The sequence below is a fragment of the Stenotrophomonas sp. STK16_22 genome, from assembly GCF_051984505.1.
In the GTDB taxonomy this organism is placed as follows: Bacteria; Pseudomonadota; Gammaproteobacteria; order Xanthomonadales; family Xanthomonadaceae; genus Stenotrophomonas; species Stenotrophomonas maltophilia_A.
This window is the reverse complement of sequence record NZ_CP196972.1, coordinates 4,344,999-4,364,902: the sequence shown is the minus strand read 5'-3', so window position 1 is coordinate 4,364,902 and position 19,904 is coordinate 4,344,999. Positions and strand designations below refer to the sequence as shown.

The 19,904-nt window shown below is 66.6% G+C and carries 12 protein-coding genes; 7 read left to right on the top strand and 5 right to left on the bottom strand.

Annotated elements, in window-relative coordinates; all coding sequences use genetic code 11:
• Positions 1-46: 46 nt before the first annotated feature.
• From yccS to ACSYAO_RS20125, 5 genes are all read right to left on the bottom strand, one after another.
• A complete protein-coding gene (gene yccS / locus ACSYAO_RS20145; RefSeq protein ID WP_149908981.1) occupies positions 47-2,224 on the bottom strand; it encodes a YccS family putative transporter in 2,178 nt (725 codons plus the stop codon).
• A gap of 162 nt (positions 2,225-2,386) precedes the next feature.
• Positions 2,387-4,444: a TonB-dependent siderophore receptor gene (locus ACSYAO_RS20140; RefSeq protein WP_149908982.1), complete on the bottom strand. Its 2,058-nt coding sequence runs from the start codon at positions 4,442-4,444 to the stop codon at positions 2,387-2,389.
• Between the two features lie 337 nt (positions 4,445-4,781).
• Positions 4,782-7,904 (bottom strand): efflux RND transporter permease subunit, encoded by a 3,123-nt coding sequence (locus tag ACSYAO_RS20135; protein WP_149908983.1) that lies wholly within the window; start codon positions 7,902-7,904, stop codon positions 4,782-4,784.
• 31 nt (positions 7,905-7,935) lie between these two features.
• On the bottom strand, positions 7,936-11,169 hold the full coding sequence (locus tag ACSYAO_RS20130) for an efflux RND transporter permease subunit (RefSeq protein ID WP_149908984.1): 3,234 nt from the start codon (positions 11,167-11,169) through the stop codon (positions 7,936-7,938).
• 74 nt (positions 11,170-11,243) lie between these two features.
• Entirely contained in the window at positions 11,244-12,485 is a 1,242-nt protein-coding gene (locus tag ACSYAO_RS20125; RefSeq protein WP_049461638.1) for an efflux RND transporter periplasmic adaptor subunit, read from the bottom strand.
• 186 nt (positions 12,486-12,671) lie between these two features.
• On the opposite strand from ACSYAO_RS20125, the gene ACSYAO_RS20120 reads away from it, so the two are divergent.
• From ACSYAO_RS20120 to ACSYAO_RS20090, 7 genes are all read left to right on the top strand, one after another.
• Positions 12,672-13,991, top strand: coding sequence for a M20 family metallopeptidase (locus ACSYAO_RS20120; protein ID WP_149908985.1), 1,320 nt, complete (start codon positions 12,672-12,674; stop codon positions 13,989-13,991).
• 547 nt (positions 13,992-14,538) lie between these two features.
• A complete protein-coding gene (gene queF, locus ACSYAO_RS20115; RefSeq protein WP_049463299.1) occupies positions 14,539-15,357 on the top strand; it encodes an NADPH-dependent 7-cyano-7-deazaguanine reductase QueF in 819 nt (272 codons plus the stop codon).
• A gap of 285 nt (positions 15,358-15,642) precedes the next feature.
• Positions 15,643-15,936 carry a LysM peptidoglycan-binding domain-containing protein gene (locus ACSYAO_RS20110; RefSeq protein WP_049401651.1) on the top strand — a complete coding sequence of 98 codons (294 nt, stop codon included), beginning with the start codon at positions 15,643-15,645 and terminating at the stop codon, positions 15,934-15,936.
• A gap of 45 nt (positions 15,937-15,981) precedes the next feature.
• The gene (locus ACSYAO_RS20105; RefSeq protein ID WP_049401650.1) at positions 15,982-16,491 is read left to right on the top strand and encodes a hypothetical protein; all 510 of its coding nucleotides are present in this window, start codon (positions 15,982-15,984) and stop codon (positions 16,489-16,491) included.
• Between the two features lie 162 nt (positions 16,492-16,653).
• A complete protein-coding gene (locus tag ACSYAO_RS20100) occupies positions 16,654-16,884 on the top strand; it encodes a hypothetical protein (protein WP_134951482.1) in 231 nt (76 codons plus the stop codon).
• Between the two features lies 1 nt (position 16,885).
• Positions 16,886-17,440 (top strand): hypothetical protein, encoded by a 555-nt coding sequence (locus ACSYAO_RS20095; RefSeq protein WP_223224701.1) that lies wholly within the window; start codon positions 16,886-16,888, stop codon positions 17,438-17,440.
• Positions 17,441-17,668: 228 nt separating this feature from the next.
• Complete coding sequence (locus tag ACSYAO_RS20090; protein ID WP_049463298.1) at positions 17,669-19,891, top strand: NADP-dependent isocitrate dehydrogenase; 2,223 nt, start codon at positions 17,669-17,671, stop codon at positions 19,889-19,891.
• Positions 19,892-19,904: the final 13 nt, after the last annotated feature.

The window sequence follows — 19,904 nt, the reverse complement described above, 5'->3', positions numbered from 1 at the left end:
AGATCCACGCCATGCGTGGATGGAATGTCCGACCAGCGATGAGGGATCAGGTCAGGCTGCGCACCGCTTTATTCGCCGCCGCCCGCACCTTCGGCAGCATCCGCAGCACCAGCGCCATCTGCGTGCGGATCAGCTGCAGCTTCGGCGGCATCGCCTCGTCGATCTGTTCCAGTTCGGCGGCCACCGCGCGGTCGGCATCATTGTCCTCTTCCGCGACCGGTTGCCGAGCGGTCAGGGCCGTCGCCAGCTGCTGCAGCGCCTTGCGCACGCGCTCACCGGCAGCCAGCGCCAGCGGATCGCCGGCGTAGCTGTCCACCTGGTCGCGGTGCGCACCCAGCGCCGACAGGTGCCCGAGCAGTGTGTTGGACAGCGCCAGGAAGTGGAAGCCGGCATCCAGATTGCGGCGCACATGGCCGGGCTCACGCAGCATGTTCGACAACGCGGTGGACAGCGCGGCGTCGGCGTTGTGCATGTCGCGGCGGGCGATGCGGTAGGCCAGATCGTCACGCATGCCGCTGCGGTACTGGCCCAGCACCGAATCCAGATAGCGCGCGGCGGTGTCCAGCACCCGCGCCAGCACAAGATGCAGCTGCCGGCCCTGCCAGTCGGGCAGGATCAGGAAGGCGGCCGCGGCGGCGATCGCACAACCCAGCAGCGTATCGACCATGCGCGGCACGATCAGCACGAAGCCGTCGCCGATCAGGTTGAAGCAGGTCAGGGCCATCACCGTGATCGCCGCCGACGCCACCAGGTAGCGGTCGGTGCGGGTGAAGAAGAACAGCAGCGCCGACAGCAGCGCGATCAGCAGCTGTACGTGCAGCTGTGGGAACAGCTGCAGCAGTGCCCAGGTCAGTACCAGGCCGGCCACGGTGCCGACGATGCGTTGTGCAAGGCGCTGGCGGGTCGCGCCGAAGTTGGGGCGGCACACGAACACGATGGTCAGCAGCACCCACGAGCCGTTCTGTGCATTGAACAAGCGGATTGCCGCGAAGCCGGCGATCAGGGCCAATGCCATGCGCAGGCCGTGGCGGAACAGCACCGAGCCGGGCGTGAGCTGCTGGCGCACGCGCACGCCCATCTCGCGCAGGGTGTGCGGGTTGCTGTCGCGCAGGCGGGTATCGACGTTGTCCAGGCTGGCCTCGGAGCGCTCCGCATCCAGCAGGCGGCGCTCGATGCTGCGCAGGTTGTGCACCAGCAGATCCAGCGATCCGAGCAGGCGCTGCCATTGCGGACGCTGCTGGTCGCGCAGGTAGGCCAGCGCATCGGCCAGGTCGCGCCCGGCCTGCTGGTTGCTTTCGCCGTACACGAATGGACGGCGCAGGCGGATCGCCTCGCCCAGCCGTGCGCAGGCCTGCCCCTGCAGGTCGAGCAGGCGCTGGCAGCGGTACAGCACATCGCTGTGGAAGAAGGCATCGACCAGCGCGCCGTACGGGTAGTGCGAGGAGCTGGCGCGCTCGTGGAAATCCTGTGCCATGTAATAGAGGCGCAGGTACAGGCCGGAGTTCACGCCGGGCCGCCCGGAACGGCCGAAGCGGGCCAGGATCGCGGTCTTGGCTTCATTCAATGCACCGACTACGCGCCGGTTCTGTTCGGCCAGGTCGAGCTGGCGACGCTGCAGGTCGGCCTCGCGCACCGGCTCGAACAGTGTTGCCTTCAACTGCAGGTAGCGGCCCAGTTCAACGTACAGTCGCGCCACGCGTTCGCGTACCGGACGGTTGGCGAACAGTGCGGTCCACAGGATCGACAGCAGGCCGTACCAGACCGCACCGGCCAGCAGGTGGCTGACCGCGTCCAGCGCGCTGTGCAGGTCGCTGGCGCCATGCTGCTCCAGCCCGATCATGGTGTAGATCGCCAGCGTTACCGTGGCCTGGGCGATGGACGCATAGCGCTCGCCGAGCGCACCCAGCAGGGTCAACCCGAAGGTGGACAGCGCCAGCGCGCCGATGAAGATCCATGGCCAGGGGAACAGCCAGATCACCGAAGCGGCGGCGAGGCAGAAGCACAGCAGCGACAGCAGAACCGCCTTGGTACGGCCCCACCAGTTGTCATCGGTCTCGGCGATGGCGCTGGCGATGATGCCGAGGAACACGCCGGGCAGGGCAGTGAGCGCGTCCAGCTGCCAGCACACGGCAAGCGCTGCGGTCAGGGCGATGAACACCCGCAGGCCATAACTGGCCTTTTCGTGGGCCCACAGGCGGCTGAGGCGGGATTCGCGGGCGGGCATGCGGGCTCGGTGGAAGGGTCTCCCACCATTATTGCGGGTACGGGGTGAAGGGGACAGCCCGCGAAGGAATACCCGGTAGTGCCGGCCGCTGGCCGGCTCTCATGTGCCCGGACGGAGGTGCGAGAAGCCGGCCAGCGGCCGGCTCTACCGGTTTGCCGGGCATTACATGTCGAACCGCACGCTCACCGCGAACGTGCGCGGCAGGCCGGCGCCGGCGTTGGACCAGTACTTCCGGTTGGCCAGGTTCTCGACGCTGGCACGCAGAGTCACCGGATGGCCGGACGCCAGCAGGCGATAGCCGATGCCTGCATTCACCAGCGTGTAGTCAGGCAGCTTCAGGGTGTTGTCGGCGTCGTACCAGACATCGCCGTAATAGCGCACGGCGGCATAGGTTTCCAAGCCGTCTACCCACGGCAGCTGGTAGGTGGCGTGCAGTACGCCGCTCCAGCGCGCAGCACCGGCGGTGCGGTTGCCTTCCTGTGCGGCACTGCCCGGGGACAGCTTGTCGTAGGTCGGATCCAGCCAGGTCACGCCGCCGCCGACGGTCAGTGCATCGTTGAGGTGCAGGTCGGCACTGGCTTCAATGCCTTCGTACAGCGTGATGCCGTCCTGCACCAGGCGCTTGCCGGCCGGCGTGAGCTCATCGATGTTGGCACCACGTTCCAGCCGGAACGCGGCCACGTTCGCATTCCAACGCGCCGCTTCGACCTTGGCCCCGATCTCGTACTGCTTGCTGATGGTGGGATCGAGCACGTCACCGGCGTTGATGTAGCTGTTGCCTACGCGGCTGCCCGCTTCGAGCGACTCGATGTAGCTGGCGTAGAGGGTGACCGCCTCGCTGGGCTTGAACATCACGGCGTAGGTCGGGGTGACCGGGTAGGTGTGGTACCGCCCCTTGGTTTCGAAGTCGTTGTAGCGCCAGCCCGCCAGCACCGACCAGCCGCTGCCGAGGTTCACCGTATCGCTTGCGAACACCGCCTGCTGCACCGTCTCGTCGCCGCGGGTCATCACCCGCGAACCAACGGCGTCGTGGCGGATGGCATGGCGCTGGTACAGGTTGGCGCGGCCAATCAGGTTCCACTCGTAGGGGCGGTCCCACCCCAGTCCGGTCTGGTGGCTGATGCCCGCCACCACCTGATGCTGAAGGGGGCCGGTGCGGAAGCTGCCCTGCAGCATCGCCTGGGCCAGCTTCCACTCGCTCTTGCCACCCAGTTCGTAGACGTTGACGTCGTAGTCGCCGTTGAGATCGTCGATGTAGGCGAAGATCTTGTTGACGTCATTCCACGAGGTGGTGACGCCGTAACTCAGGCTGGCTTTCCAGTCGCTGTTGATCTGCCAGTTCAAGCCGGTCGACAGCAGGCTGGAGCGTGTGTCGTAGTAGGTGCCGGGCACGCTGTTGTCGGTATCTCCGGCGATCGGCCGCGGCAACGAGGTCAGGCCACGGAAGTAGTACTGCGGCGATTCCTCGCGCAGGTCGCGCGACTGGAACACACCGTCGAAGGTCCAGGTGAGCGCATCGCTCAGGCGCGCGTCCAGCGACAGTGCGCCAACCTTGCGATCGACGTGTCCGCCATTGAAGGTCTCGCCTTTTTCCTGGAAGGCGTTGAAGCGGTAGCCGAACATCTGCTCGTTGCCGAAGCGGCCGCCAACGTCGATGCCGCCGCTGGCGATGCCCTGTTCGCGCCAGCCCAGCTGGGCGGAGAAGGTGGGCGTGTCCGTCGGCTTCTTGGTGATGTAGTTGACGATGCCGCCGGGGGTGCCGAAGCCATACAGGAATCCGCCCGGGCCTTTCAGCAGATCGACCTGTTCCATCACTTCCAGCGGCCATTCGGTGCCCCAGGAAGAGACCTGCAGGCCATTGACCCGGTAGCTGTCGTAGTTCAGCTCCAGACCGCGGTTGCGGATGGGCGAGCTCCAGCCACTGGCATAGGCGCTGACCTGGGTGCTGACCGAAGGGTCGAGCAGGAAGGCTTCGCCCAGCGAGACCACCTGGCGCTGCTCGATCTGCTCGCGGCCAACAGCGGTGATCGCGAACGGAGTGTCGCGCAGGGCGCGGTCGCCCAGTGCGCCGGCGTCGGTATGGGTGCGTTCGGCGGTGACCTTCACCGCATCCAGATCGGTGGCGTTACGGCTGACGGCCGGCGCTTCGGCATGGGCAGCGCAGGCGGCTGACAGGGCGATGGCCAGCAGGGCCAGGCGGGGGGAACGGGAAGGCAGCATCGATGGTGGTCCTCGACGGACGGCCACAGGCCATCCGCCCACGGGTGGGGGAAGGGGCAGTGGCTGGGATCACGCAGGCTGGCCGGAGATGGCAGCGGGGCGCCGCGAAGGGGCGCAGGACCATGGCTGGATGAGAATTGTTCTCTTTTCGTTACCGTGCGTCAAACCCGGAGGTATGCGGACCAACGGTCCGCACCCACCATCCGTGCCCACGGTTCGTACCCACCATCCGCTCCCACGGTAGTGCCGGCCGCTGGCCGGCAGATTGGCTGTACGGAGAACGCCGGCCAGCGGCCGGCGCTACCAGTAGATCCACGCCCTGCGTGGATGGGCTCTTCTACGCCCGTTGCGCGCGCTTGAGCAGCTTCGCTTCGCGCCTGCGTGTGCGACGTGCGCGCCAGCGCTCGGCCAGGCAGGAGAAGATCACGTACAGCGCCGGCGTGCTGAGCAGGGTCAGGCTCTGCGAGAACAGCAGGCCGCCGATCATCGCGATACCCAGCGGACGCCGCAGCTCGGACCCTTCGCCGAGGCCGATCGCCAGCGGAACCGCCGCCAGGATCGCCACCATGGTGGTCATCATGATCGGGCGGAAGCGCACGATGCTGGCCTCGCGGGCGGCGTCGCGGGGCGCCAGCCCGTGCTCGCGCTGCGCCACCAGCGCGAAGTCGATCATCATGATCGCGTTCTTCTTGACGATGCCGATCAGCAGCACCAGCGCGATCATCGAGATCACCGACAGTTCGGTATTGGTGCCGAACAACGCCAGCAGCGCACCCACGCCCGCCGCCGGCAGCGTGGACAGGATGGTGACCGGGTGGATCAGGCTCTCGTACAGCATGCCCAGCACCAGGTACACGGTCAGGATCGCGGCAAACACCAGGATCAGCATGTCGCTGGGGTCGGAGTTGAAGCCGAAGCCGGCGTCATCAGCCAGGCGGATGTCGCCGGGCATGCGCATGCCGGCCACGGTCGCGTCGATGATCGCCTTGGCCTCGCCCATGCTCACGTTCGGCGCCAGGTTGTAGCTGAGGTCCATCGTCGTGTACTGGTTCTCATGGGTGATCTGCGAAGGCGCCAGCCCCGGCACCTGCTTGGCCACCGCCGTGATCGGCACCATCTCGCCATTGCGCGCACGCACATGCACCTCGTCCAGCGCTGCCGGCGTAGCGGTCTGCGAGGGCAGGGCGTTGACCACCACGCTGTACTGGTTGATGTCCGAATAGATGGTCGAGATCTGGCGCTGGCCGAACGCACCGTACAGGGCGCCGTCGATGGCGCCGACCGAAACACCCAGGCGGGCGGCCTTGGCACGGTCGATCTCGATGTTCTGGCGCAGCCCGGCATTGTCCACATCGGTGCCGACGTCGCGCAGCTTCGGGTTCTTCTTCAGCTCCGCCTGCAGCTTGGGCAGCCATTCCTGCAGTGACGCCAGGTCATTGCCCTGCAGCGAGATGCGGTACTGCGCGCCCTGGCTGGAGCCACCGCCATCGTTGCTGGGCAGGTCCTGGATCGCGCGCAGGCGCAGCTGCAGGTCGGGGTAGCGGTCGGCCTTGGCGCTCAGTCGCGCCAGGGCATGTGCGGTGGTTTCGCGGCGGCCTTCCTTGCGTGATTTCAGCTCGACGTTGAACTGTGCGCTGGAGCCCTGGCGACCGCTGCCCAGGCGCACACCCACGGTCTTCACCGCCGGGTCGGCCATCAGCATGTCGGTGATGCGGCGCTGGCGGGCGACCATGTCCTCGAAGGAGACGGTGGCGCTGGAGTTGGCGCGGCCCCAGATCAGGCCGGTGTCCTGCGGCGGGAACGCGCCCTTCTTCACCGCGCCGAACAGGAAGACGGTGGCACCGATCAGCAGCAGCGGCGTCAGCGACAGCAGCAGCGCATGGCGCAGAGAGAAATCCAGGAACACGGTGTAGATGCGCAGCATGCGCTCGTGGCCGGCATCCAGCCAACGGCCGAAGCGCGACGGCGGCGCCGTGTGGTCGTGGGCGCTGAGGAAGCGGCTGCACAGCGCCGGGGTCAGCGTCAGCGAGACGATCATCGAGACCACGATGGCCGCCACCAGGGTGACGGTGAACTCGCGGAAGAACGCGCCCATCATGCCGCTGGCGAACAGCAGCGGGATGAACACCGCCACCAGCGAGGCGGTGATCGAGACGATGGTGAAGCCGATCTCGCGCGCGCCGGTCAGCGCTGCCTGCATGCGCGGCATGCCTTCGTCGAGGTGGCGCATGATGTTCTCGATCACCACGATCGCATCGTCGACCACGAAGCCGATCGCGATCACCAGCGCCAGCAGGCTCAGATTGTTCAGGGTGAAACCCATCACGTACATCACCAGCGCGGCACCGGCCAGCGACAGCGGCACGGTCACTGCGGCGATCAGCGTGGGTGCCAGCCGGCGCAGGAACAGCGCCATGGTCAGCACCACCATCGCCAGGCTGATCAGCAGAGTGATCTGCACTTCATGCAGCGACGAGCGGATGGTCGGCGTACGGTCGAAGTACGGCGTCATCGTTGTACCCGGCTGCAGATAGTCGCGCAGGGCGGGAATCTGTGCCTTGACCCGGTCCACGGTCTCCACGATGTTGGCGCCGGCGCGGGTGAACACGTACATCACCACCGCCGGCTTGTGGTCGAACCACGCCGCCTGGTAGGCATCCTGCTGGCCGTCGTAGACGTTGGCGATGTCCTTCAGCCGGATCACCCGGCCATCGCCCTGGGTCTTGACCACCAGGTCGGCGAAGTCGGCGGCGCGTGCCACCGAATCGTTGGCGATGATCGCGGTGGTGGTGTTGCCATCGCTGAGGAAGCCGGTGGGCGAGGTCACGTTGGCCGCGCGCACGGCGTTGCGCAGGTCGTCGGCGGTCAGGCCGAGTGCGTTCATCAGGCGCAGGTTGACGTCCACGCGTACCGCCGGCGTCGAGGCACCGGCGATGTCGACCGAAGCAACACCGCTGATCTGGCGGATGCGCTGCGCCAGCAGCGAGTCGGCCACGTTGTACAGCTCATCGGCCGACTGCGTCTGCGAGGTGAGCGCGATGGCGATCACCGGGTCGTCGTTCGGGTTCGCCTTCTGGTACATCGGCGAGCCCATGCCCGAAGGCAGGTCGGCCTGTGCCGAGTTGATCGCGGTCTGTACGTCCAGCGCGGCCGAATCGATGTTGTGGCCGCTCTGGAAGATCATGAACACCAGCGAGCTGCCTTCCGAGCTCGACGAGCGCATGCGGTCGATGCCCGGCAGCTGGCCGAGATGACGTTCCAGCGGCGCGGTGACCGTGGAGGCCATGGTTGCCGCATCGGCACCGGACTGGCTGGCGTGCACGAAGATCACCGGGATCTCGATGTTCGGCAGCGCCGACACGCCCAGCCGCAGGTAGCAGATCAGGCCGACCATGAACAGGCCGATGGCCAGTAGCGCGGTGCCGATCGGGCGGCGGATGAAGGGGCCGGACAGGTTCATCGTGCGGCCCCCCGCGGCAGCGGGGCGTGGATCATGCCTGCGGCTCCTGCAGCGAACCGTCGCGCAGTGCGCGCTGCTCGCGGCGGCGGGCCAGCCATTCGGAGAAGCGCTCCATATACAGGTAGATCACCGGCGTGGTGTACAGGGTCACCAGCTGCGACAGCAGCAGGCCGCCGACGATGGCGATGCCCAGCGGGCGGCGCAGTTCCGAACCGATGCCGGTGCCCAGTGCCAACGGCAGCGCGCCGAGCATGGCCGCGGCGGTGGTCATCATGATCGGGCGGAAGCGCAGCAGGCAGGCGCGGCGGATCGCTTCATGCGCGTTGGCGCCGGCGCGGCGCGCCTCGATCGCGAAGTCCACCATCATGATGCCGTTCTTCTTGACGATGCCGATCAGCAGCACGATGCCGACGATGCCATCCACCGACAGGCTCAGCCCGCACAGCATCAGTGCCAGCAGCGCGCCGACACCGGCCGGCGGCAGCGTGGAGATGATCGTGATCGGGTGAATGTAGCTCTCGTAGAGCACGCCCAGCACGATGTAGATCACCACCAGCGAGGCCAGCAGCAGCCACACCACATCGGTCTGGCTGCCGGTGAATTCGGCGGCCTTGCCGATGAATTCGGCATGCAGGTGGGTGGGCATGTCCAGGCTGTCCTTGGTCTCCTGGATTGCACGCACGGCTTCGGACAGCGAATAGCCCGGCGCCACGTTGAACGAGACCGTCACTGCCGGCAGCTGCTGCTGGTGGCTGACCACCAGCGGTGCACTGCTGACCTTGCCTTCGGCCAGTGCCGACAGCGGAATGATGCTGCCCGCGCCGACGGTGATGCCGGTGTTCTGCGCGCCGATGCCGGTAGCCGTCGATGAGTTCGACGAGGTGACCTGGCCGAAACTGGTGGCATTGGTGCCGGTCAGTGCACCGGCACCATTGGAGGCAACGGCCAGCTGTTCCATCAGCGCGGTGCTGGTGCGGAACTCCGGCGCCACTTCCAGCACAACCCGATACTGGTTGAGTTCGGTGAAGATGGTCGAGATCTGGCGCTGGCCGAACGCATCGTAGAGGGTGTCGTCGATGGTCTGCATCGGCACGCCCAGCACGCTGGCCTTGTCGCGGTCGATGTTCAGTTCAAGCGCGCGGCCCTGGTTGGACAGGTTGTTGTCGACGTCGGTCAGTTCCGGGCGCTTGCGCAGCGCTTCGGTCAGGCGTGTGGCCTGGGTGGCCACGGTCGCCGGATCGACGTCCGACAGCGAGTACTGGTACTCGGTGGCGGCCACGCGGGTATCCAGCGTCACGTCCTGGACCGGCTTCAGGTACAGGGCCACGCCCGGAATGCCGGCCACCGCCTTCTGCAGGCGCGGCAGGATCTTGTCCAGGCCGTCGCGCTCGCCGCGTTCCTTCAGCACGATCGACAGCTGGCCCTGGTTGAGCGTGGGGTTCATGCTGCCCGCGCCGATGAAGGCTGACACGCCGGTCACGTCCGGGTCCTGGCGCAGCGCTTCGGCCACCTGCTTGGTGCGCTGCTCCATCTGCGGGAAGGCGATGTTCTGGTCAGCCTGGACCACGCCGGTGATCAGGCCGGTGTCCTGTTCGGGCAGCAGGCCCTTGGGAATCAGCACGTACAGCAGCACGGTCAGCACCAGTGCGCCGCCGGCCACGGCCAGGGTCAGGCGCTGGTGGTCCAGCACCCAGTCCAGACTGCGCTCGTACAGGCCGACGGTGCGCGTCCACAGGTTCTGCTTGCCGGCCGCCGCCGCACGCTCATGTGCGTCCTCGCCTTCGGGCAAGGCGTCGGGCTTGAGCAGGTAGGCGCACATCATCGGGGTCAGCGTCAGCGAGATCAGCATCGACAGCACGACGGCGATGCTCAGCACCCACGCGAACTCGTGGAACAGGCGGCCGGTGACGCCGGGCATCAGCAGCAGCGGCAGGAACACCGCCACCAGCGAAACGGTCAGCGACAGCACGGTGAAGCCGATCTGGCGCGCACCGATTTCGGCCGCTTCCTTGCCACTCTTGCCCTGCTCGATGTAACGCACGATGTTCTCGATCATCACGATCGCATCGTCGACCACGAAGCCGGTGGCCACCACCAGCGCCATCAGCGAGAGGTTGTCCAGCGACATGCCGGCAAAGGCCATCACCGCGAAGGTGCCGGCCAGCGACAACGGCACCGCCACCGAGGGAATGATCGTGGCCCACAGGCGGCGCAGGAACACGAAGATCACCGCCACCACCAGTCCGATGGTCAGGATCAGGGTGAACTGCACCTCATGCACCGAGGCGCGGATGGTCTCGGTACGGTCGTTGAAGATCTCCAGGTGCACGTCGGCTGGCAGCACGCCCTGCAGCTGCGGCAGGATCGCGCGGATGCGCTCGACGGTCTGCACGATGTTGGCGCCGGGCTGGCGGCGCACTTCCAGCAGCACCGCCGGCTTGCCATCGGCCCAGGCGGCCAGCTGGTCGTTCTCCACGCCATCAACCACTTCGGCCACGTCGGACAAGCGCACGGGACGTCCGTTCTTGTAGCTGATGATGGTGTCGCGGTACTCGGCGGCACTGGTGAGCTGGTCGTTGGTACCAATGCTGTAGGACTGGGTCTTGCCGTTCAGCGAACCCTTCGGCGCGTTGACGTTGGCCTGGGTCAGCGCGCTGCGCAGCTGTTCCAGGGTCAGGCCCATGTTCGACAGCTGCGCCGGATTGACCTGGATGCGCACGGCCGGGCGCACGTTGCCGGCGATCGAGACCAGGCCCACGCCCTGCACCTGCGACAGTCGCTGGGCCAGGATCGAGTCGGCGTAGTTGTTGACGTCGCGCAGCGGGCGCGTGTCAGAGGTCAGTTTCAGGGTAACGATGGCCGCGTCGGCCGGATTCACCCGGTTGTAGACCGGCTGGTAGGGCAGCGACGAGGGCAGGGTGGCCTGGCGGATCGCCGCCTGCACGTCCTGCGCGGCAATGTCGATGTTCCGGTCCATCGAGAACTGCAGGATGATCGTGGACAACCCGGCCGACGAGTCGGAGGTCATCAGCTCCAGCCCGGAGATCTGCCCGAACTGGCGCTCCAGCGGCGTGGTGACCAGCGAGGCCATGGTGGTGGCGTTGGCGCCGGGGTACTGGGTGGTGACCACCAGGCTGGGCGCATCGATTTCCGGCAGCGCCGACACCGGCAGCTTGCGGTAACCGAGGATGCCCAGCAGCAACAGGCCCGCCATCAGCAGCGAGGTGGCGATGGGGCGGCGGATGAAGATCGTCGAAAAGCCCACGGACTGATCCTTGCTGGCACTTCAATGTCGGCGCCGGCAGGCTTGCCGGCGCGAGGGAGGTCGGTAGCCTGCGCTCAGCGCGGGCCGCCGCCACGACGGCCACCGCCGCCGTTCTTCTGCTCGGCGGCCTTCAGCTCGGCTTCGCTCGGCACCGCCGGGGTTTCGCCCGGCTTCAGCGCGGTGACCTTGCTGCCCGGCTTCAAGCGGAACTGGCCTTCACTGACCACCCGCTCGCCGCCCTTCAGGCCCTCGGCGATCTGCACCTGGCTGTCACCCACTTCCACGCCGCTGCGCACGGTCTGCATCTTCACCGTGTTGTCGCCCTGCACCACATAGACGTACTCGCCGTCCGGGCCACGCAGCACCGCCTGGGTCGGAATGACCACGCCACCGGCAATCGTGCGCAGCTGCATGCGCACGTTGACGAACTGGCCCGGCCACAGGCCGTTGTCGGTGTTGTCGAAGATCGCGCGCGCCTTGAACGTGCCGCTGTCGGCACTGATCAGGTTGTCGACCACGTCAAGCTTGCCGTCGCCGGACAGCACGTGCGAATCGGCGCGGTCCAGTGCCGCGACGGGTACCGCACCGGCGGCCTGCGCCTGGCGCACATCGCCGAGCTGGCGCTCGGGCAGGTTGAACAGCACGTGGATCGGATGGATCTGGGTCAGCGTGACCAGCGCGGTGCCGGCGTTGACCACGTTGCCGGCGTCGACCGCGCGGATGCCGGCGATGCCGGTGATCGGCGCGGTGACCTTGGTGTACTGCAGCTGCACCTGCGCCGAGCGCATGCTGGCCTCGTTCGCCGCGACAGCGCTTTCGTACTGTGCCACTTGATTTCGCTGTGTATCCAGATCGGTCTTGGCGACGAACTGGCGATACTCCGGCGCGTTCGAGCGCTGGTAGTTGGAACGCGCGGTGGCCAGCAGCGCCTCGTTCTGGCGCTTGGATGCCACCGCCTGGTCGTAGCTGGCCTGGGCGGTGCGCGGGTCGATCACCGCCAGCACATCGCCCTTCTTCACTTCCTGGCCTTCGCGGAAATTCAGGCTCATCAGCTGGCCGCCAACCTGCGGGCTGACGGTGACGGTGTTCATTGCGGTCACCGTACCCAGCGCACTGGCATAGACCGGCACGTCCTGGCGTGCCGCATCCACCACGGTCACCGGCACCGGGCCGGCATCCGGGTCTTCACCGCCCTGGCGCGCAGCTGCCGCCGGGCCACCGGCCTTGTCCTTGCCCCCGCCGAGTACGCGCAGGCCGACCACGGCCAGCACCAGTACCGCCACGACCAGCAGCACGATCTTCCAAACACGTGACATTCAAGGACTCCAAGAGGGCTGGACGGGGCACGGCCCCGGTTGGCAATGCGCAAAGCATACCTGCGCCACATCACGTTTCCTGCATGACGGATGGGACGGGCGCTAAGACCGGATCCGGCCGCGGAGGTTCCCGTAGCGGCGGTGTTGCCCTACATTCAGCTGGAACCCCCTGCCGTGGAGATCGTGATGCGCCGTTCGTTGCTGCTGTCCGCCCTGCTGCTGGCCCTGCCGGCTCTTGCCCACGCCCAGGACGGGCAACGCCCGGAGGTGACCGCCGCCGCGCAGCGGCTGCAGGCCAAGGTGGTCGAATGGCGCCGCGACTTCCACCAGCATCCGGAGTTGTCCAACCGCGAGGCACGCACCTCGGCCGAGGTCGCCAAGCGCCTGCGTGCGATGGGCTTGAAGCCGAAGACCGGCATCGCCCATCACGGCGTGGTGGCGATCATCGAAGGCGGAAAGCCAGGCCCGAAGATCGCGCTGCGCGCCGACATGGACGCGTTGCCGGTGACCGAGCAGACCGGCCTGCCGTTCGCCTCGAAGGCCACTGACCAGTACCGCGGGCAGACGGTGGGCGTGATGCATGCCTGCGGCCATGACGCGCATACCGCCACCCTGCTCGGCGTGGCCGAAGCACTGGTCGCGATGAAGAAGGACCTGCCGGGCCAGGTGATGCTGATCTTCCAGCCGGCCGAGGAGGGCGCACCGCCGCCGGAAGAGGGTGGCGCCGCGCTGATGCTGAAGGAAGGCCTGTTCGCTGATTTCAAGCCGGAAGCCGTGTTTGGCCTGCATGTGTTCTCCAGCGTGCAGGCTGGGCAGATCGCGGTGCGCGGTGGCCCGCTGATGGCCGCCTCGGATCGTTTCGGGATCAAGGTGATCGGTCGCCAGACGCATGGCTCGGCGCCGTGGAATGGTGTTGATCCGATCGTCGCCACCGCTGACCTGGTCGGCACGGCGCAGACCATCGTCAGCCGCCGCGCGAACCTGTCCAAGCAGCCGGCGGTGCTGACCTTCGGTGCGATCAACGGCGGCATCCGCTACAACATCATTCCGGACGAGGTGGAGATGGTCGGCACCATCCGCACCTTCGACGAGGGCATGCGGCAGCAGATCTTCGCCGACCTGCGCAACGTGGCCGAACACACCGCCGCCGCGCACGGTGCGAAGGCGGTGACCGACATCTACGAATCGGAGGGCAACCCGGCCACGGTGAACGACCCGGCGCTGACCGCGAAGATGCTGCCGAGCCTGCAGGCGGTGGTGGGCAAGGACAACGTGTACGAGCCACCGCTGCAGATGGGCGCGGAGGATTTCTCGCTGTACGCGAAGGAAGTGCCGGGCATGTTCTTCTTCGTCGGTTCCACCAGCGTGGGCATCGACCCGGCGACGGCGCCGGCCAACCACTCCCCGAAGTTCCTGCTGGATGAGAAGGCGCTGGATGTCGGACTGCGCGCGCTGCTGCAGGTGAGCCTGGATTACCTGCACGGTGCCGGCACTCCGGCGGGGTGAGGGTTTCCGGCAGGGCTTGCAGCCCTGCACCCGCCGAAGCAACGTCAACGTCAAAAGCGGGCATTCCGCGGGATGGCGGGGTGGGTCCGGTGGCAGGGGACGCTGCAAGTACGTCCATGTAAGCTCGGTCGCCGCATCCATGCGGCTCACGCCCCTGCCACCGGACCCACCCCGCCTTCGACAGTTTCCCGCGGCTGTCGGAACGACATTCTGCTTCTGGTGGGTGTCGACCTTGGTCGACACGGCAGGCGTCGTGAACGTCTGAAGGATTGGCTTTTGATTTTGATTTTTCTGATCTTTCCCGTGGTGGTGGCCGCGTGCAGGGAACTGTCAGGGGCCGGGTGGGTAGGCGGGGCGGGGGTGTCCGCGGCATGGATGCCGCGGCCAAGCCCCCAGGGACGGGTTAACGGCGTCCCCCGACCCGCCTACCCACCCGGCCAGGCCGATAGACCGCCTTCCACGACCAACCAACAAAACCACCACGGAGGGGCTCCGCCGTTGGCCGGCCCGGCCGAAGGCCCGCCGTCCGCGCGATACAATGCCCCCCATGAACACCCCACAGGATTCCAGCCTCGGTCGCGAGGTCAGTTACCCGTCGCAGTACGATCCCGGCCTGCTGTTTCCCATCCCCCGCAGCGGCGCCCGCGCCGAGATCGGCCTCGACGACGCCGCGTTGCCGTTCGTCGGCCATGACCGCTGGCATGCCTTCGAGCTGAGCTGGCTCGACACGCGTGGCAAGCCGCAGGTCGCCGTCGCCACCGTGCAGGTGCCGTGCACCTCGCCGCGGCTGATCGAATCGAAGTCGTTCAAGCTGTACCTGAATTCCCTCAACAGCACCCGTATCGACAGCGCCGAGGCACTGCGCGCGCGCATCGTCGACGACCTGTCTGCCTGCGCCGGTGCGCCGGTCCAGATCGTGTTCGGCCTGCCGGGCCTGCGTGAGACGCCGCTCGGTGAATCCATCGACGGGCTGGATGTGGAGATCGACTGCTACGGCCCGCCGCAGGCGGACTTTCTGACTGCCGACGCGGGCGAGGTGGTGGAGGAGACCCTGGTCTCGTCGCTGCTGAAGTCCAACTGCCCGGTCACCGGCCAGCCGGACTGGGCAACGGTCAGCCTGCGTTACCGTGGGCCGAAGATCGACCGCGCGGGCCTGCTGCGCTACCTGGTCAGCTACCGCGAGCACGCCGAGTTCCACGAGCAGTGCGTTGAGCGGATCTTCAGCGAAGTGTCCGCCCGCTGCCAGCCGCAGTGGCTGGAAGTGGAGGCCCGCTATACCCGCCGTGGCGGCCTGGACATCAACCCGTGGCGCGCCAGTCCCGGCATTGCCGCCCCGGTCGCGACCTACCGCGAACTGCGCCAGTAACCGCCGCAGGCGGTTGCCCGTTGTGCCGGACCATGCCCGGCGAGCGCCGGCCAGCGGCCGGCACTACCATGATTCGCAGGCGGTTACGGGTAGTGCCGGCCGCTGGCCGGCAATCGGCCAAGGCCGGATCCCCCTGGCACAGCCGGCCAGCGGCCGGCACTACCGGGCACCGGCTCTCCCGATTGTTCAGCCGCCCCCGGGGGCGGCTTCACATCTGCACCATCCCCATTTAACAACCTCCATGGCACCGTGCGAACCACGTAGTCATGCAGACGGGAGTTGTGGATGAGTACCGAGAAGAAAGCCGATTTCTCCGGCGTCAGTGCCAGCGTCGACAGTACCGCCGAACAGGTGCCGAAGGCGGACTTCTCCGGCGTGAGCGCTTCGGTGGACAGCACCGCCGACGTTGTGAGCGGCGGCACCTACACCGTGCAGAAGGGTGACTCGCTGTCGAAGATCGCCAAGCAGCACCTGGGCGATGCCAACGCCTGGAAGAAGATCTTCGAAGCCAATCGCGATGTGCTTGATGACCCGGACAAGATCTTCCCGGGCCAGACCCTGAAACTGCCGCCGAAGTAAGCCGGCGATCGAACGCCGTCCGACAATCCCTGGGAGGAACCCCGAATGATCAAGACCACCCCGCTCCAGACCGCCCTGATCGCCGCCCTGCTGGGCAGCGTTGCCCTGGTCGGTTGCAAGAAGAAGGAAGAGTCGACCGACAGCAATGCCGCTCCGGCAGCGACCGCGCCGGCTGAGCCGGCCCCGGCGCCGATGACCGGCGCACCGCCGCCGATGGCAGAAGCCGCTGCCGTCAGCGTCTCGGCCGTCACCGTCGGCAAGACCGCAGCCGCCGACAAGTCGGTTGCGACGACAGCATTGTTCGCACCGAAGGATGACGTCATCGTCTCGGTCAAGACCGACGGCGCTGCCAACAACGTCACCGTTGGCGCGAAGCTGACCTACCAGGACGGCCAGGTGGCCGGCGAACAGAACGCCACCCTGAACTCCAGTGGCGCGGAAACCACCAACGTCACGTTCAAGAATGCAAAGGGCTGGCCGGCCGGCAAGTACCGCGCCGAAGTCACCGTCGATGGCAAGGCGGCCGGAACGCCGCAGGAGTTCGAGGTCAAGTAAGTCCTGCCGACTCTCTCCCGGCAGGGCTCACGATGGACGCAGCCGCGAGGCTGCGTCCTTTTTTATTGGGCGATACTCGGAAGCACTCCGCGGGCCGCCCGTAATGAGATAAAGCTTGTCAACGGGGAAACCTCCCACCGCAGCGGACGGAGTTTCGCGGAGTTGGGCGGAAAGAAGGGCGAGATCAATGTCCTGGATAGATTTGACAAGGGTGTTGTTCCTCATGAAGTGTCACATCTTGGCGGTGTGGATGATCTTTATGACAAGACGACGGGGCTGCCCAATCCTGCACGTGGCGACGGAATCATGAATAGGGTTCCCGGTGTGGTTGACAGCCATACCATCGGTGGAATTGTGGAAGGCGATTCGGCGGTTCAAAAACGGGAGCGTTGAGATGCTTGCACGCATTTTGGTTTTCTTCGCTTTCTTGTGCCCGCTCACCTCGTGGGCCCAGGAATCTAGCCTGTGGAGCTACAGCTGCGACCACTTTCTGTACGGCGCCTGCCTGCGCGTGCCGACAGGCATGTCCGTGACCTACGAGGCACCCGTTGACTTTGGTCTGCACCGAATCAGGTATGAAGGTAGGGAAGTCGCCTTGATCTACGAGGGCGATGCCCCCGAAAAGCCTGCGTCAGGAAGCACGCCGGATCTGCGCTTCACGGACGGCGGATATGTCGTGTCGGGGTATGCAAGGGCGGAAGGAGGTTCCACCCGGTACGACGTCTACGTTCGACCCGGATCGTCTGGCGCCGGTTCGCTGCACATCCGCGGCTCTGCAGCGACGGCTGATGAACTCGCCAGCCTGGCCGCCGTCGTTGGGGGATTGCGCATCTGCAACTTCCAGCAAAGCAAGCGCTCACAGACATTGACCTGTCCAAGGCGTGCCGAGTGGGGGCCGCGATTGTCGGAATGGGTCATGCGTTCCTCCACGAGCGCGAAGTCGAACTAGCCATCAAGCCTCAGCTTCCAGACCGGAAGCGAGCCAACGACGAAACACAGCGGTCCAGTACCGCTGCGTATGGCACGGCTTTGCCCCGCGCGGCTGAAAACGCGACAATGCAGGGGTTTCCCCGCCGCGCGCCCACCCTGACGGCGGCGGGGGAAGTGACACGGTTGCACGTGGCCCGGCGCTGGCGCCGGCCTTCCCCTGAGCATTGCTACAGAGTCCAAGTCCCCCATGTCCAAGATCCTCTACACGCTGACCGACGAAGCACCGTTCCTGGCCACCCAGTCGCTGCTGCCGATCGTTGGTGCCTACACCGCCACTGCCGGCATCGTGGTGGAAACCCGTGACATCTCGCTGTCCGGCCGCATCCTGTCGCTGTTCCCTGAGCTGCTGAGCGACGCGCAGAAGGTCAGCGACGACCTGGCCGAGCTGGGCCAGCTGGCGACCACCCCGGACGCCAACATCATCAAGCTGCCGAACATCTCCGCTTCGGTGCCGCAGCTGAAGGCGGCCATCAAGGAACTGCAGGACCAGGGCTATCCGCTGCCGGATTACCCGGAAACCCCGGCTGACGACCAGCAGCGCGACTACAAGGCGCGCTACGACAAGGTCAAGGGCAGCGCGGTGAACCCGGTGCTGCGCGAAGGCAACTCCGACCGCCGCGCACCGCTGTCGGTGAAGAACTATGCGCGCAAGCACCCGCACCGCATGGGCGCCTGGGCCTCGGATTCGAAGTCGCACGTCGCGCACATGGCCGCCGGTGATTTCTACGGCAGCGAAAAGTCGGCCACCCTGGCCAACGCCGGTTCGCTGAAGATCACCTTCCACGGCAAGGACGGCAGCACCGTCGTGCTGAAGGAAAAGACCGCGGTCAAGGCCGGCGAGATCGTCGACGCCGCCGTCATGAGCCGCAAGGCACTGGCCGCCTTCATCGGCGAGCAGATCGCCGATGCCAAGGCCCAGGGCGTGCTGTTCTCGCTGCACCTGAAGGCGACCATGATGAAGGTCTCCGACCCGATCATGTTCGGCGTGGCGGTCAACGAGTTCTACAAGGACGTGCTGGCCAAGCACGCCGACGTGCTCAAGCAGGCGGGTTTCGATGCCAACAACGGCATCGGTGACCTGGCCGCACGCCTGCCGTCGCTGCCGGAAGCCACCCGCGCTGCGATCGAAGCCGACCTCGCCGCCGAGTACGCACAGCGTCCGGGCGTGGCCATGGTCAACTCGGACAAGGGCATCACCAACCTGCACGTGCCGAGCGACGTGATCGTCGATGCCTCGATGCCGGCGATGATCCGCGACTCCGGCAAGATGTGGAACGCCGAAGGCAAGCTGCAGGACACCAAGGCGGTCATTCCGGATCGCTGCTACGCCGGTGTGTACCAGGCCGTCATCGACGACTGCAAGGCGCACGGCGCCTTCGACCCGGCCACCATGGGTTCGGTGCCGAACGTCGGCCTGATGGCGCAGAAGGCCGAAGAGTACGGCTCGCACGACAAGACCTTCCAGATCGCTGCCGATGGCGTGGTCAAGGTCACTGACGATGCCGGCACCGTGGTGTTCGAGCACGCCGTGGAAGCCGGTGACATCTGGCGCATGTGCCAGACCAAGGACGCGCCGATCCAGGACTGGGTCAAGCTGGCCGTCGAACGCGCCCGCCTGAGCAGCACCCCGGCCGTGTTCTGGCTCGATGCCGCCCGCGCCCACGACGCGCAGGTCATCGCCAAGGTCGAGCAGTACCTGAAGAACCACGACACCAGCGGCCTGGATATCCGCATCCTTCCGCCGGTGGAAGCCACCGCGTTCTCGCTGGACCGCATCCGCAAGGGCGAGGACACCATCTCGGTGACCGGCAACGTGCTGCGCGACTACCTGACCGACCTGTTCCCGATCATGGAGCTGGGTACCAGCGCCAAGATGCTGTCGATCGTGCCGCTGATGGCCGGTGGCGGCCTGTTCGAGACCGGCGCCGGTGGTTCGGCCCCGAAGCACGTGCAGCAGTTCGTTGAAGAGGACTACCTGCGCTGGGATTCGCTGGGCGAATTCCTGGCCTTGGCCGCGTCGCTGGAACACCTGGGCAACCGCTACGACAACGCCGCAGCCCGCGTGCTGGCCAAGGCGCTGGACGAAGCCAACGGCCAGTTCCTGGACAACGACAAGTCGCCGTCGCGCAAGCTGGGTGGCATCGACAACCGCGGCAGCCACTTCTACATCGCGCTGTACTGGGCGCAGGCGCTGGCCGCGCAGGACGAAGACGCCGCACTGAAGGCACGCTTCGCCCCGCTGGCCAAGGCGCTGACCGACAACGAGCAGAAGATCGTTGACGAGCTGATCGCGGTGCAGGGCAAGGCCGTGGACATCGGCGGCTACTACCGCCCGGACGTGGCCAAGGCCAGCAAGGCGATGCGCCCGAGCGCGACCTTCAACGCCGCGCTGGAGCAGCTGCGCGGCTGATCCATCGCCGCTC